General features: G+C 40.6%; 12 protein-coding genes. 6 read left to right on the forward strand and 6 right to left on the reverse strand.

What is annotated here, in order from left to right; translation table 11 throughout:
* Nucleotides 1–70: 70 nt before the first annotated feature.
* Nucleotides 71–2,320, reverse strand: a complete 2,250-nt coding sequence (locus tag HGR01_RS11050) for an HAD family hydrolase (RefSeq protein WP_045872807.1) — start codon at nt 2,318–2,320, stop codon at nt 71–73.
* A 407-nt stretch (nt 2,321–2,727) separates the two neighbouring features.
* On the opposite strand from HGR01_RS11050, the gene HGR01_RS11055 reads away from it, so the two are divergent.
* From HGR01_RS11055 to HGR01_RS11075, 5 genes are all read left to right on the forward strand, one after another.
* The gene (locus HGR01_RS11055; protein WP_045872806.1) at nt 2,728–3,465 is read left to right on the forward strand and encodes a 2-phosphosulfolactate phosphatase family protein; all 738 of its coding nucleotides are present in this window, start codon (nt 2,728–2,730) and stop codon (nt 3,463–3,465) included.
* A 355-nt stretch (nt 3,466–3,820) separates the two neighbouring features.
* A complete protein-coding gene (locus HGR01_RS11060) occupies nt 3,821–4,426 on the forward strand; it encodes a vWA domain-containing protein (RefSeq protein ID WP_045872779.1) in 606 nt (201 codons plus the stop codon).
* 62 nt (nt 4,427–4,488) lie between these two features.
* On the forward strand, nt 4,489–5,094 hold the full coding sequence (locus HGR01_RS11065) for a vWA domain-containing protein (protein WP_045872778.1): 606 nt from the start codon (nt 4,489–4,491) through the stop codon (nt 5,092–5,094).
* A gap of 131 nt (nt 5,095–5,225) precedes the next feature.
* Nucleotides 5,226–5,831, forward strand: coding sequence for a vWA domain-containing protein (locus tag HGR01_RS11070; protein ID WP_045872777.1), 606 nt, complete (start codon nt 5,226–5,228; stop codon nt 5,829–5,831).
* 119 nt (nt 5,832–5,950) lie between these two features.
* A complete protein-coding gene (locus tag HGR01_RS11075; protein WP_045872776.1) occupies nt 5,951–6,355 on the forward strand; it encodes a salt stress protein, Slr1339 family in 405 nt (134 codons plus the stop codon).
* A gap of 89 nt (nt 6,356–6,444) precedes the next feature.
* Here the strand turns inward: HGR01_RS11075 and HGR01_RS11080 are convergent, their stop codons facing one another.
* From HGR01_RS11080 to HGR01_RS11095, 4 genes are all read right to left on the reverse strand, one after another.
* Nucleotides 6,445–9,960, reverse strand: coding sequence for a filamentous hemagglutinin N-terminal domain-containing protein (locus HGR01_RS11080; protein ID WP_045872775.1), 3,516 nt, complete (start codon nt 9,958–9,960; stop codon nt 6,445–6,447).
* Between the two features lie 289 nt (nt 9,961–10,249).
* The gene (locus tag HGR01_RS11085; RefSeq protein ID WP_045872774.1) at nt 10,250–10,456 is read right to left on the reverse strand and encodes a hypothetical protein; all 207 of its coding nucleotides are present in this window, start codon (nt 10,454–10,456) and stop codon (nt 10,250–10,252) included.
* 138 nt (nt 10,457–10,594) lie between these two features.
* Nucleotides 10,595–10,864: a hypothetical protein gene (locus HGR01_RS11090; protein ID WP_168161016.1), complete on the reverse strand. Its 270-nt coding sequence runs from the start codon at nt 10,862–10,864 to the stop codon at nt 10,595–10,597.
* Between the two features lie 298 nt (nt 10,865–11,162).
* Entirely contained in the window at nt 11,163–11,375 is a 213-nt protein-coding gene (locus HGR01_RS11095) for a hypothetical protein (protein WP_045872772.1), read from the reverse strand.
* A gap of 20 nt (nt 11,376–11,395) precedes the next feature.
* Between HGR01_RS11095 and hetI the strand changes: the two genes are divergently transcribed.
* Nucleotides 11,396–12,130: a 4'-phosphopantetheinyl transferase HetI gene (gene hetI / locus HGR01_RS11100; RefSeq protein WP_045872771.1), complete on the forward strand. Its 735-nt coding sequence runs from the start codon at nt 11,396–11,398 to the stop codon at nt 12,128–12,130.
* 255 nt (nt 12,131–12,385) lie between these two features.
* Here hetI and HGR01_RS11105 read toward each other — a convergent pair whose 3' ends face one another.
* Nucleotides 12,386–14,341, reverse strand: a complete 1,956-nt coding sequence (locus HGR01_RS11105; protein ID WP_045872770.1) for a right-handed parallel beta-helix repeat-containing protein — start codon at nt 14,339–14,341, stop codon at nt 12,386–12,388.
* Between the last annotated feature and the right edge of the window lie 437 nt (nt 14,342–14,778).

Genomic DNA, 14,778 nt, shown 5'->3' on the forward strand with positions numbered 1-14,778 from the left:
TTCTTGCCCTTTTCCCCTTTCCCTTTTGCCCTTAACCAACAACTATTGCACGCTGTTCTACTTAAGAAGGTCAGGCCCCTTCTGTAACTAGTTCTTCCCTTCTTTGCATTACCAATTCGATTTGTGCGTTCATTTCCGATTCTGTCTGAGATAAAGTCCCAAAAAAGTCGTAGTGATTCAAAGCTTCCAAAATGCCCCAAGTATAATGTCCCTGAGCAAAGTAAACTTGTGGATAGCTACGCAACTTTTCCAGTTCTTGGCTGTAATTCCCCACAACGACAGCTAGAGTATTACCCGCCAGCATCGATTCATCATTACCTGACGCACCTGCGACTAAGAAGCGTTTGATTGGCAATCCCCACTTCAACGCACAATAACGGATGGCATCGCCTTTAGAAGCGCGGATTGGAACCAAATCCAGATACATATTGTGGCTATAAATACCTTTCACATGGAGTTTATGCCGTCGCAAATGACGCATAATTTCTCGGTAGCTCATAGATTTTTCTTCATCAATAAAGTAGCTAATTTTAAACTTACCTTGACCTTCTGCGGGTTGTAGCATCACTCCTGGTAGTTCTGCCATTGCTTGGCGCACTGCGTCTGGTTGCCAACGATAGCTAATATGTCTTTGCCAGTTCATATCCGGAATTATCTGGGGGCCATAGTAAATCTCGCTACCTGTGGAGACAATGAGCAAATCTGGCATAGGAAAGCGATATTCCTCTAACATCTCTAAGGCACTGTCGAGGTTACGTCCAGTCGCAATACCTACTCCAGTAGTGCTACCTTCATTATTTAATCGCACAATTAACTGTTGTAGTGCTTCTGGGTCACCTAAGAGAGTATTATCAATTTCACATACTAAAAAGCGATCGGCAGTTGGTAAGCGGTTGGTTTCGGGAATATTCCAATCAGTGATGTTACTAGCTGGCCCTTGCCGCAAAGGACTGAGTAGAGATTGGACTCTTCTTTGGGGTAATTGACGCACATTTTCCAAATAGCGCTCTACGTGGGTATCCCAAGAGAAATTTTCCCTTACCCTACTTAAACCATTACTAGACCAACGTTGCCATTTTTCGGTATCAGTTAATGCTGTTCGCAAAGCATCTTGAATCTGTTTAATATCGAGGGGATCAATTAGCATACCATTGTCGCAAGCCCCTAGAATATCCCGTGGGCCGCCATCTGATGTGGCAATAATGGGCACACCACAGGCTGTAGCTTCAATTAAAGTTAAACCAAATGGCTCAGTTAATGCCGGATTAATAAAGACTCCCCGGGTTTTTGCCAACAATCGATAGAGTTCTGGTACTTCATCAGCACCGTGGTGTTTGGGATAGGCGATATAACCATAAAGGTCATAACGGTCTATCAACTGGAAAATTTCTGTGAGTACCTGACGCGGCCCTGATTCCATCGTGGTGATGTCATCTCGGTTACCTAAAACCAAGACCAAATTGGCGAGCTGACGCAACTGTGGATCTTCCCCATAAGCTTTTACCAATGTACCAACATTTTTCCGAATCGCCGGACGGGAAAGCGCCATAATCATCGGCTTTTGCGGGTCATGGAGAAATCGCTGCAAATCTTTATAGATAGGCGGTTCCTGCCAATTTTCGGTAACTGGGTAGAAGCGTTCGAGTGCTACTCCTGGCGCAATTACAACCATCCGTTGCGGTTGATAGTGGTCGTAAATACCATACTGCTGTGTGACTTCTTGATTAGTACTAGCAATAATTAAAGCTGCACTAGCAAGAGTAGTTTCTTCAGCTTCAATTCTGGTAGCCATATGAAAATAATTTTCAATGACTTCCGGCTTAGTTCCCTGTTCTAACAATCGTTGTTGTTTCACTCGTCCTAGGGAGTGACCCGTATGCACTAGGGGGATACCTAACCACCCAGCCACCCGACAACCTACATATCCCGCATCAGCATAATGGGTGTGAATCACATGAGGTAATTTACCAATTTGACGCAGATGTTTGAGTAATTCATCTGCGAAGTTATCCAAATGAGGCCAGAGAACTTCTTTGCGGAGATAGCGACGCGGGCCGCAGTTCAGACGAATAATTTGAGCTTTGTCAGAAAGAACTTCTACAGGTTTGGCGTAGTCAGGACTAACTTTTGGGTCGTTAACTAAACGAGTAACTAGGTCTACACGTTCAACTTGAGGGTGTTTCACTAAGGCTTGAGCAAGTTCCAGCACATATTTTATTTGCCCGCCTGTATCAGCATCTCGTCCTAATTCTAAATTGTGACCCCGAATTAACCCATGAACGCTGACTAGTAGAATATACAACCCTGAGCTATGTGACATAGTGCATTCCTCGTCATGACTGCATTCCAGCCTAAGAACAGCATCTACTACAGATAACTGTTAATCGCTACAGGTAAATAAAATTATCCAGGTATTTGCAGATTATAGAACAGATTTCCTCTGAGGATATTAGGGGATGCGGCAACTTGGGGTTCCTTTAACTGGAAATTGCTGGCTCCTTGACTCAATGGAATATTTTGAGACTGCTTTTCTCAACACTCAAAATCTACGACAAAAACAGCCCAAACAAGCTCTGAGCATAAGATTATAGAGAAACCCATAATGGTATTCATAGAGTATCCTCAATGATTCACTGTGGAGATTTCTTAGCCAATTCATCATCAATTAGATGACACCAAGTAGTTAGAATGTTATCTCGGCAGCATTAGATCAGGCTTATCTAAAACGTGAAGCTATTTGTTTATCACACCCCGGAATTGACTCCAACAGATCAAGCCCCAGAATGTGCGATCGCAGTCGATGTTCTGCGAGCTACTAGCACAATGGCTACAGTTTTGGCGGCTGGAGGCGAAGCTGTACAAGTGTTCAGCGATTTAGATCAACTCATGGAAGTCAGTGAAAAATGGCCCCCTCTCAAACGGCTGCGAGCCGGAGAACGTGGTGGTGCGAAAGTCGCTGGCTTTGAATTGGGTAATTCTCCTCTAGATTGCACACCAGAACTGGTACAAGGGAGGCGCTTATTTATCAGTACCACCAATGGTACACGTGCCTTAAAGCGGGTACAAGATGTGCCCACTGTCATAGCAGCAGCCTTGATCAACCGTGCTGCGGTAGTGAAATTTCTCCTAGAAAAGCAACCTGAGACAGTCTGGATTGTCGGATCTGGTTGGGAAGGTAGTTTTTCTTTAGAAGATACAGTATGTGCAGGTGCGATCGCCCATAGTATTTTGCAACATACTCAATTATCACCAGATGACATCGCTGGTAATGATGAAGTGATTAGTGCGATCGCGCTCTACTCTCAATGGCAAGATAACTTATTAGGACTTCTACAACACGCCAGTCACGGCAAACGTTTGCTGCGTCTGGAATGTGATGAAGATCTAAAATACTGTTCCCAAACCGATATTTTAGATGTGTTGCCTATACAGCAAGAACTGGGAGTTTTAAAATCTCTGGGTTAATAATTATACCAATTTTAGATTTTAGATTTTAAATTTTGGCAGCAATGCCTTGCATGGGTTTCCAAGGCCATCTGTTCCGTTCCCAGACTTAACGGAATTGCCCTCGCGTCGTTTTTGACGCGATTGTAGGGACGTTGTTCTCAACGTCTCTATACTATTACAACTGAATTTTACTTTTGCTCTACAATACTAAAGCTCAGACTATGGAGATTTCCCGTGTTAATTAGGTATTAATAGCATAAAATAATACATTATTTTAACTACTTAAATCAATATTACAAAGCATCTTCCACAGCTGTCGTGCTATTTGCGAAAAGTTAGACTAGTAACCACAGGTAACAATCAAAGGAATACTATGATGAGTGACCGTGATTACACATTGATTATTGACAAAAGCGGCAGTATGTCCACTCCTGACCAAGCGGGTGGCAGAAATAGATGGGAGATAGCTCAGGAATCAACATTAGCCTTGGCGAGAAAGTGCGAGCAATTTGACCCTGACGGCATTACTGTTTACGTGTTTTCTGGCAGATTTAAACGCTATGATGATGTGACATCAGCAAAAGTCGCGCAGATATTCCAAGAAAACGATCCGGCTGGGACAACAAATTTAGCTGGTGTACTCCAAGATGCACTCAATAACTACTTTAAGCGCAAAGCTGCAGGTAAAACCAAACCCAATGGCGAGACAATTTTAGTCATTACGGATGGTGAACCTGATGATCGCAAAGCCGTATTTGAGGTGATTATCAATGCTACCCGTCAGATGGAGCGAGATGAGGAATTAGCCATTTCGATGATTCAGGTTGGTTCAGATTCCCAAGCTACTAAGTTTCTGAAAGCTTTAGATGACCAGTTACAAGGTGTTGGTGCTAAATTTGATATCTGCGACACTGTGACTCTAGATGACTTAGAAGAGATGAGTCTTGCAGATGTATTGATGAATGCGATCACAGATTAATCATATTTAATTCTGCCAGGGTTATCTAAATAAATGATGAGCAATGATTGGAGATATCAGCCATGCTAGAAAATCGGGATTACACTTTAATTATTGATCAAAGTGCTAGCATGGCTACCACAGATCAAAAAAATGGTACAAGTAGATGGACAGCATTACAAGAATCAACATTTGCCTTAGCTGCTAGATGTGAAGAGTTTGACTTAGATGGTATTACTATTTATCTATTTGCCAAAGGCTTTAAGCGCTACGATTACGTTACAGCAGCCAAAGTCAAGGAAATTTTTACAGAAAATATCCCTGGAGATACGACCAACTTAGCAGGTGTATTGCAAGACGCAATTAATAACTATTTTAAACGTAAGGCAGCCGGCAAAACCAAGCCAGCAGGCGAAGTAATTCTAGTGGTTACAGATGGGACACCAGGCGATCGCCAAGCAGTATTTGAGGTAATTATCAATGCCACTAAGCGATTAGACAATCCGCAAGAATTGAGAATTTCCCTGATTCAAGTTGGTGCAGATACTAAAGCAACTAAGTTTCTCCATGCTTTAGATGACGAATTACAAAGCGTTGGCGCTAAATTTGATATTTGTGACACCATTACCTTAGACCAATTAGAAGATATGAGCCTGACAGATGTATTAATTCAGGCAATAAATGATTGAGTAATCAGTATTTTTCTCTCGGATGTATAGCAAAAGCTTAATAGCAATCAGAGAGAAATCATAAATTTCGCAAATTATCTTTAGCTGCCCTATTTAATTCAATTTTGACTAGATACTTGGAGACATTAGAAATGCTAGACAATCGTGATTACACTTTAATTATTGATAAAAGCGGGAGTATGGCTACCCCCGATCAAAAAGGTGGTAGAACCAGATGGCTAGCTGCACATGAATCAACTTTAGCCCTAGCTAGTAAATGCGAACAATTTGATCCAGATGGGATTACTATTTATGTCTTTTCTGGTAAATTTAAACGCTATGAAAATGTAACATCTGCGAAAGTATCACAAATTTTCCAAGAAAACGATCCATCTGGAACTACTGATTTAGCTGGAGTACTAAAACACGCAACTGATGATTACTTTCAACGTAAGGCTGCTAATCAAACTAAGCCCAATGGTGAGACAATTTTAGTAGTTACTGATGGAGAACCAGACGATCGCAAAGCTGTAATGAAAGTGATCATCGAAGCTTCCCGGAAGATGGATCGCGATGAAGAGTTAGCGATTTCTTTCATTCAAGTGGGTACAGATGCTAATGCTACTCGCTTCCTCAAAGTCTTAGATGATGAACTCCAAGGAGCTGGTGCGAAGTTTGATATCTGCGACACAGTTACAATGGAAGATATGGAAGATATGAGTCTTGCAGAAGTGCTACTCAATGCCATAAATGACTAAAGCCAAGTAGCCATCATTCCTGCTGTATAGCAATTAGGGATGAAACAGGACGAGGAACTATGGGCTAGAGACTAGTATAGGCATAAAGTGGTGTTAATCTTGTTTACAGGAATCAGATAATGGATGCCATTGATAAGCTGTTAGCTGAACTCAAAAATGAATATCAGGAACCAAAACCCTCTCAACCTCAGCCACAGCCACAGCCTCAGCTAGGTATAGCCCAACCTGCAATCCCAACATCACCAAAAGCAGCCTCATTAATTGATAACCTTTTGGACGAAGTGAAAGCAGATTTTGCCCAAGTCGATGCAGCTGAACAATTGCAAAGACAGCAAGAATTAGAGCAAGAACGTATTCGCCAAGAACAACTGAAAGCAAAACAACTAGCAGCTTTGAAAAAACAGGCAGAAGAATGGCTAGCTAAATTAGATCCATTTTCACCTGAAGGGCTGTGGTTTGAAAGATTTGCTGAAGGATATCCTTCAAAATTAGCAGCAGCAATTGAATATTTGCAAAACAATTAGTAGGATGCGTTAATAACGCATCCTAAATTTTATATTTCTTCTTCCTGTTTCCTCCCTACGCAAATAATTTCAGAAATTAAGGCGGATTCTTATATTGCACTGCAAGTAGGTGCAGAATTGCTAGATACGGGAGGAATAGTATTCACAGAATTCGCTATTAGCTCTAATTGTCCATTACTATTAACTGTCCATCCTTGAGCCTCAATAATTACGGATGGTGTATTTTGAGATATTTGCGGCAACACTTCTTGTTTGTTACCTCCTACTTTTGCCTCTACTCCTACTTTTGGCGACAACTCACGTAAATCTGTCCAAACAGTCTTGCCAAGAATAGCGTCAGTAGGGTTTTCTGGTAATCCACCCCGTCCTGTGACGACAAAATTATTGGCGCGATCGCCTCGACAACTAGCAGCAATTTGTTGATTAGAGTCTACAATATTTTTTGATAATTCTATATTGGCAATATTTTTACTAGTTTCTAAGTTAGTAATGGTGACAATACCATTCACCCCAAATTGTGAACTTGCATCAATTTTGCTATCTGGAGAAAAGAAAATGCCTTGAGTTTGTATTTGAATATTACCTCCTGGCCCAAATACAGCATTAGCTCTAATATCACTGTGATTGTGAGCTAAAACAAAATCAGAATTAATATAAATATTGCCACCACCACCATTACTATCTAACACACTAGTACTAATTAAACTATTGTTATTGAGCAACAATAAATTACTAGTTATGTTTAAATTACCACCACCAGTTTTAGTAGAAGTTGCAACAATGTTGCCTTGATTAGTTTTTATTTGTCGAGAGTTAATCGTGATATTTCCAGCTTGACCTAAACCTGCACTATTAGTAGATATACGAGCTTGATTATTCAACTGCAAAATATCACTTGTAACTTGAATATTACCGCCATTGCCTTGTGATTCTGCTTTAGCTTCGCTAAAAGCGCCCGTAAATAATCCATTACTATAGCCATCAAACAGCATAGAACGGGCATCAATATTAATTAAACCTGCATTGCCTTTACCTGCAGTACTAGTAGTTAAGTAAGCGCCAGTCGTAAATTCTAGAGAGTCAGCATTAATATTAATACTGCCACCATCACCACTGCCTTTAGTGTCAGCAGATATTTGACTACCATTGCGAGCAGTTAATGATTGTTGCACATTTAAAAATATATTGCCGCCACCACCAGATAATGTAGATGCGGTGATGCTAGCAGGATTTTCCGCGGAGGTGTTATCTAGTAAAATAGCACCAGCTGCAATTTGAATATTCCCAGCTTTTCCTTGCCCTGGGGAAATATTAGAGTTAATGCTGTGGAAATTACTAGCACTAATAATGCCACCATCTTTAAGAGTTAAATTGTCAGTTGCGATCGCTAAGTTACCGCCATCGCCATTGCCTTGAATTGCACTAGCAAATAAACCACTGCGTCCTTGTTTGCTATACCCTACAGCTTCTATATCAGTAGCTTTGACTGTCAAATTCCCTGCATTTCCAGAGCCAGCAGTACTACTAGCAATTTGACCTCCATCTATCAGGCGCAAGGTTTGGGTATCTAGGTTTAAGTTTCCCCCCTTACCTGTAGCATTGGATGTGACAGTAGTAAATATCATGCTAGGAGCTTTACTAGAACTACCTATGAGCTCTACATCATTTGCCTGAATATTTAAATCTCCTGCGTTTCCAGAACTAAACGTACCTGTACCAATTTGAGCGCCATTGATCAACTGTAAACTTTGGGTATCAATGAATAAATTACCACCATTCCCCTTAGCTCCTGATTCTACATTTGCTAATAAACCAGTGGGTGACCCTCCTGGAGAACTACCACTTAGTTGCATCTGATTTGCTTTCACTTGCACAGTTCCCGCATTTCCAGAGCCAAAGGTTAGTGCTGCTATCTGTGCGCCACCAGCCATTTGCAAGCTGTCGGTATCAACCAACAATTGACCGCCATTACCCGTGGCTCTTGATTCCACATTGGCAAATAAGCCACTGGAACCCACACTAGCTGCACCTCCTACTAACTCTATCTCTTTTGCCTTAACAGTTAAAATTCCTCCATCTTTTGAATTGAAGGTGCTGACTGCCATCCTAGCGCCATTAGCAACATATAAGTTTTGCGTATCAATAGTTATATTACCGCCAGCGCCTTGGGTACCAGATTCTGAATTAGCAAATATGCCACTGGAAATCCTGCCTGAAGCACCAATTAACCGTATATTTGTTGCATTGATTTGAATATTCCCGGCATTTCCGAAGCCAAATGTATTAGAAAATGCCTGTGCGCCATTATTAATTAATAAGTTATCTGTTTCAATTACTAAGTTACCGCCATTACCTGTGGCTCCGGGTGCAACTGGTGTAAATAAGCCGCTAGGACCCGCAACACGCGAATCACCAGTCAATTCTACTTCTTGGGCTTTAACTTTTAAAGTTCCGGCATTACCAGAACCAAAGGTGCCACTAGAAATCTGAGCGCCACCAGCAACCAGCAAACTTTTTGTATCAATAAATAAATTGCCGCCATTACCGATGGCTCCAGGAGCCACATCGGTAGATAAATAAGTAATAAAAGGAATTGGTGATAGCGAACTGCCACTGACTGCTACAGAATCTACTCCCTTAATGTTCAGTGTTCCACCAGAACCATTACCCAAAGTATTTGCCAACATCGCAGAGGCATCTTTGATTTGGATATTACGCCCCTGTAACTTGATAGTACCGCCACTATTGCCGCTGACTTCTAGGGAGGCTGCTTGCGAAAGGTTAATGTCTTGAAAACTATTAACATCCTCATAACTCAATTCCCAACCAGAGGTAATAGGATTGAGTTTGACAAAACTGTTTGTGCCAACACTTCCTAGCTCAATTCGTCCTTCTTGTGCAGTCAGATTACCCCCTGCGATCGCAATATCTCCACCTACCAAAGCGAGGGTTTTCTGTGACTGTACCTGAAGTCCTACAGGTCTATTGTCTGTAATTACAGAAAAGTTATCTTGATTAAAACCTGTATTATTTCCTGGGCCATTAACAGTAATCATGCCTGTATTAGTAGGCCCATATTGCAACCCCAACGGAATACTAACTGTCAGCAGAGTGTGTGTTTGAGGACTGGTAGCACTAAATTCACTACCATCAGTAAATTTGATGCTGTTGGCTGTTGAGGCAATCAAAGAACCACCAATATTTAAAGAAGCATTAGCGCCAAAAACAATACCATTAGGGTTGATGAGAAATAGGTTAGCTGTGCCTTGGGTACGAATTAAACCATCAATATTTGAGATAGCGCTGCCAGTGATGCGGCTGATAATATTTTGAATATCAGTAGAGTTATTAAAAGATGATGTTTGTCCTGTGAGCAGGGAAAACTGTTCAAAGCTGTGAAATAAATTATTACCTACTCTAGTGCCGCCATCGATGTTAAAGGTTGCATCATTTGTAGTGACAATTGTATTAATAGGTAGAGAATTATCTGGAATCACTTGTGCCGCAGCAGTTAACCTGATATTTGCTAACGACCAGATAACAAGAGGTAAGCCCAGCAAAATTTTGAGGTTGACAAATTTGCTCTGTTTTTTCGTCGTTAGCATAGTTGTTGCATTTCTCTTGTTAGACGACATCATCTTAGCTACTGAGTAACTAAAAGTCTTCTCTAATCTCAAAAATTAAATAACTGATTGCTCAAAAGGTGGCGCTCAATTGCTCCCGTTTTGACAATCCCCTCAATCAAGGGAAATTTGTGTTAGAAGAACCCCGATTTCTTCAAGAAACCGGGGTTAAGGTTTGTTGCTGATCTGAACCGCATTAGTAGACATCCAAGATTCTTAATCAGTCCAGTGTCCTTACACAAATTTTACGAAAGTTCTTGCCTAAAGTTCTTTAACTGGTGGTATTTGGTTCATCCCAACCACCAGTACCAGATCCACTACCAGTACCAGATCCACTACCAAATCCACTCCCATCACCCCAACCACCTACAACTATTTCAGCTTCTTGATCACTGAGTTGGCTCAATTCAAATAGCTGGATCGTTTTGCTATTTTCTTGATTGTATGGGTAATTATTTTTGGGAAATTTTGCCTTCATATTATTCTTTAAAATTTCTAGTATTTTGCTGATGATTTATAGTCTAAATTTCTTTGATTTTTCAATGCATATTTTGTTTTTAACTAAGATTAGTTGACAATCTTACTCTGGTGACCTTATAAGATAACAGGATAAATATTACCAACCACCAGAACCACCACTACCACCAGAACCACCGCTACCACCAGAACCACCACTACCACCAGAACCACCGCTGCTCCAAGCTAGTGATGTTTCGCCTATATTTGATTCGGGAACAATGGAGATGCTAACTTGTATGCTGACAATCTCTGTACCGCCTACTACTAATTCCAATTCTTCGTCGCTAAGTTCAGTCAGTTCTACTAGTTGCATAATTTTGCTATTTTCCTTTGCTTTTATAGAATTATCTGGCATTAAGGTCTTCATAAATAGGTTGTCTATATTGATAAATATATTTATATATTAACGATATTCTTGTGTAAGAAACACTCTTAAGTAACTTATTTTTGTAATTTTAATATTCAAGGTGACTTTTATAAAAACTATTTATTGATGCCGTATAAATACTTTGCTTTAGATTTTTATGTCAGATTTTTTCTGATATAAAAAACAAAGCATAGGAGTATTTAAAGATAGTTAACAGTATTTTTGCGTAACTGTTTAGAGCAACTTTATCTAAATTAAATAGTGAAAACTCGCATTTAAGTCAAAATATCTATAGGATTCATTGAAAGCGGCGGGAAACTCCATCCCCTTGTGGGTGGAGAGGGACAGCCGCCCCGCCGCTTGGGGCATTGGGCATTGGTAATTTCTTCGCCATGCCCCATGCCCATACCATCTGTCGCATTCTTTTTTTAAATTGGTATAACTTGGCAAAGCAGCAATTATATTTTCGTAATCCGACAAACCACTCAAGTAAAATAGCTGTACTTACCATTCTCTTAATGTTCTTATTTGATGAACAATCCTCAGTATTTATGGTTACCATCGCCCAGAGAAGTAACTTTGTCACCAAATGAGGTTCATGTTTGGTGTATAAATCTTGACAAATCAGTAGAGGAGTTGCAATATTTAGCAACAATCCTCTCTAGCGATGAATTTGCTCGTGCTGAAAGATTTTATTTTCCAGAACATCGCCAACGTTTTATTGCTGGTCGTGGTAGCTTGCGGACTATATTAAGTTGTTATTTGGGAATTTCTCCCCAAGAAGTGCAGTTTGATTATGAACCTCGTGGTAAACCACTATTGGCAAGTAAATTTTCTTACAGTGGATTGACGTTTAATTTATCGCACTCCCAAAATTTAGCTTTGTGTGCAGTTAGTCAAAATCGCCAAATCGGGATAGACCTAGAATATATTCGCCCCATGTCGGATTTGGAATCTCTGGCTCAACGGTTCTTTTTACCAGGAGAATATGATCTAGTGCGATCGCTATCTCCAGAGCAACAATCTTCAGTATTTTTTCGTTATTGGACTTGTAAAGAAGCTTACTTAAAAGCCACAGGCGAGGGCATAGCGCAGTTAGAGCAAATTGAAATTTCCCTCACGCCTACAGCATCAGCTAAGTTACAGACAGTAACAGGCTGGAGTTTACTAGAAATACCCGCTGCTGACAATTATGCAGCTGCTGTAGTTGTAGCTGGTGTTGGCTGGGATTTGAAATGCTGGCAATATAGAGAAGTTAAGGATTAGGGATTGGGGAGACAAAGGAGCAAAGAATTTTAAATTCTGTGTTACACATCGATTATTTTTAATAACGTACATCTGTATCTTTATCCCTATATTTACAGCTTTTTCAAGTAGATAAATAACATAGATATAGACACAACAATGTTGTGCCTATATCGATTATGTTTCCTTTTCTTAATTGTTGGCAGAAATTTGGGAGTTAGTTCCACTTTCAAAGAAAGTGAGATTTACTTAACTTGCTGAATTGACAATTTGGTTCTAGAAAATGAAATTCTTCGCAGTCAGATTATTACTGGAAACGTTACCCAGTGTCAACAATTTCTGGAATTGATTGGGAGTGCTATCACCACCTGCATTCACACTCACAACCGTATTAGAACCAATTTGCTCTTTTTTCACATAACTACTGAAAGGATTAGAACTCTTAAAATTGGTGCCTTCAATAATTTTGTTGAGGTCAATTATATCTGCTCCAGAATCAAAATATTGAATCCAATCGCCTTTTTCTGCAATATTTTGATAGACAAATCTGTCCTTACCTCCTGAGCCATGTAAGATATCACTACCTTTACCACCAATCAAAATATCATCACCTTCACCAGCTTGGAGGATATCGTTACTATCACCTCCTTTAAGGGTATCGTTACCATCACCCCCTTGGAGAATGTTGCTAGTTGCAATACCTTGGAGAGTGTCAGCTCCTCTAGTCCCACGCATGAGATTAGGCCCGGACATAGTTGTGTTCATAGCAGTTGCATTCAACTGGCTAGATATCTCGAAAGCACCAACATCTACTTTGCTATCTCGCGCCATCCCGCGTGCGTCAATGGTGGGTATACCAGCACCTACTTTACCAGTATTAATAGCGGGGCTACCAGCTAGAAGAGGATGAACTAGCATACCTCCGATATTTTGTAAGGTGCCAACCAGAGGATCAACTATCCGACTACCGGAAACAACTCGACGACCTTGTTGAGGTGCTGGAAATTCAATGTTTCCACCCCCATCTTTGAGTTGATAGCCTACTTGTTTTTGTGATGCATCACCAGCATTATTGTTAGCAACGATGGAATTAGTAAGGGTGACAGCAGCAGATGGATCGCCAATCCAAACTGCCCCACAAGCGCGTCCGGCGGAGTTATTTACAATAGTGGAATTCGTAATGTTGACGGGGGCAGTTTTATCGGTATTGACAAACAGTGCGCCACCAGCATCCTTAGTCACCTTATTCGTGGAAAAGGTACTGTTAATAAAATCTTTCTTTCCGCCACCATCTAACCATACAGCCCCTCCTTGTTGCTCGGATATATTATTGGCAAATGTAACGTTACGGACTGTAAGATTGTTATTTGCTCGTAATGCGCCTCCGCGAGCAACACCTTTGCTATCTAAGCTGGCTGTGTTACCTACAACAGTGCAGTTTTCCAAAAGCATCTTGTCTGCACCGTAACTATAGAGGAAGAGTGCGCCGCCTTCTCCTTTAGTTTTATTGCCTTCAAATCGACTATTGCGAATGGCGATCGCACCACCCACAGGAGTACCTGGCCCGACTGGATCGCATCCATCAGTAAAGACTGCACCACCACCAGTACCACCAGCTGAACTGTTATTTTGGAAGAGTGATTTGTCTATAGTTAATCCCCCTAAGAGGCTATAAATTGCACCACCATTAACACCTTTGTTATTGGTAAATTTACAACCTTTAACAGTTAGATCACCAGAACCTCTGGTGGCGATCGCTCCACTACTAAAGCCAGATTTCGTTAAAGTACCATCATTGCTGTCAAAGGTGCTGTTAGTGACTACGCCTTTACCGCTATACCCGATATTGATGGCTCCGCCTTCACCACCGCGATTGTAGTTAAATTTACAGTTATCAACTGTTATGCTGCCATAGTCAACAACTTTCACAGCCCCACCTTTTTCGGTTGAGTAGCCGTTGGTAATGCTGAGGTTCCGCAGCGTAGCATTGATATGTCTGCCAACTTCAAATACTCTTGTGGCATTATTGCCGCTAATTTTTAAATTTGCTGCGCCTGCACCATCAATTGTCAAATTCTTTGTAATGTTCAGTTGCCCACTTGTAAGTGTAATTGTTTTGTTAGCAAGAGTAGAGGCAAACTTGATAGTGTCACCTGCTTGTGCAGAGGCGATCGCAGATCGTAAAGAACCTGCTCCATTATCGGCAGTTGAAGTTACGTTAATAATAGCCATGCTTTGAATTCCCTTATAGAACAACGGTTTTTCATCGACTGTTTTGAGAAAATCACCACTAAGCAGTGATTTATCAAAAGTCGATTCATCGTTTCACACGATGGGATTCAGAGCACCCTGTTTTGTAGATATCTTCGAGCTAAATTTTAAACTCCAAATAGTTGGAAATATTTAGCTCATATTGACTGAAAATTTGCTAACATCACCAATTTTCCCTGATTTACAGATGCTGCAATTGATCCTTGTGTTGATTTAGTTGATTCCACAGGATTAGCTTTCTGCACATTTTATAACTTCACCCAAACTTTTATCGCTATGATAAAATTACGTAGATTTCAGTTACCGAAGTAACTTTATCTATTTTCTTTTGTCCAGCCAAATTTACTTAGACGATGTTACACAATTTGTCTTCTTTATGCAACCTTTATAAAAAAATA

This window comes from Tolypothrix sp. PCC 7712 (assembly GCF_025860405.1).
GTDB lineage: Bacteria > Cyanobacteriota > Cyanobacteriia > Cyanobacteriales > Nostocaceae > Aulosira > Aulosira diplosiphon.

Bases quoted from the DNA above. Each gene is read 5' to 3' on its own strand.
- HGR01_RS11050 (WP_045872807.1), bottom strand. From the start codon at position 2,320: ATGTCACATAGCTCAGGGTTGTATATTCTACTAGTCAGCGTTCATGGG.
- HGR01_RS11060 (WP_045872779.1), top strand. From the start codon at position 3,821: ATGATGAGTGACCGTGATTACACATTGATTATTGACAAAAGCGGCAGT.
- HGR01_RS11065 (WP_045872778.1), top strand. From the start codon at position 4,489: ATGCTAGAAAATCGGGATTACACTTTAATTATTGATCAAAGTGCTAGC.
- HGR01_RS11070 (WP_045872777.1), top strand. From the start codon at position 5,226: ATGCTAGACAATCGTGATTACACTTTAATTATTGATAAAAGCGGGAGT.
- HGR01_RS11075 (WP_045872776.1), top strand. From the start codon at position 5,951: ATGGATGCCATTGATAAGCTGTTAGCTGAACTCAAAAATGAATATCAG.
- HGR01_RS11080 (WP_045872775.1), bottom strand. From the start codon at position 9,960: ATGCTAACGACGAAAAAACAGAGCAAATTTGTCAACCTCAAAATTTTG.
- HGR01_RS11085 (WP_045872774.1), bottom strand. From the start codon at position 10,456: ATGAAGGCAAAATTTCCCAAAAATAATTACCCATACAATCAAGAAAAT.
- HGR01_RS11090 (WP_168161016.1), bottom strand. From the start codon at position 10,864: ATGAAGACCTTAATGCCAGATAATTCTATAAAAGCAAAGGAAAATAGC.
- HGR01_RS11095 (WP_045872772.1), bottom strand. From the start codon at position 11,375: ATGGTAAGTACAGCTATTTTACTTGAGTGGTTTGTCGGATTACGAAAA.
- hetI (WP_045872771.1), top strand. From the start codon at position 11,396: ATGAACAATCCTCAGTATTTATGGTTACCATCGCCCAGAGAAGTAACT.
- HGR01_RS11105 (WP_045872770.1), bottom strand. From the start codon at position 14,341: ATGGCTATTATTAACGTAACTTCAACTGCCGATAATGGAGCAGGTTCT.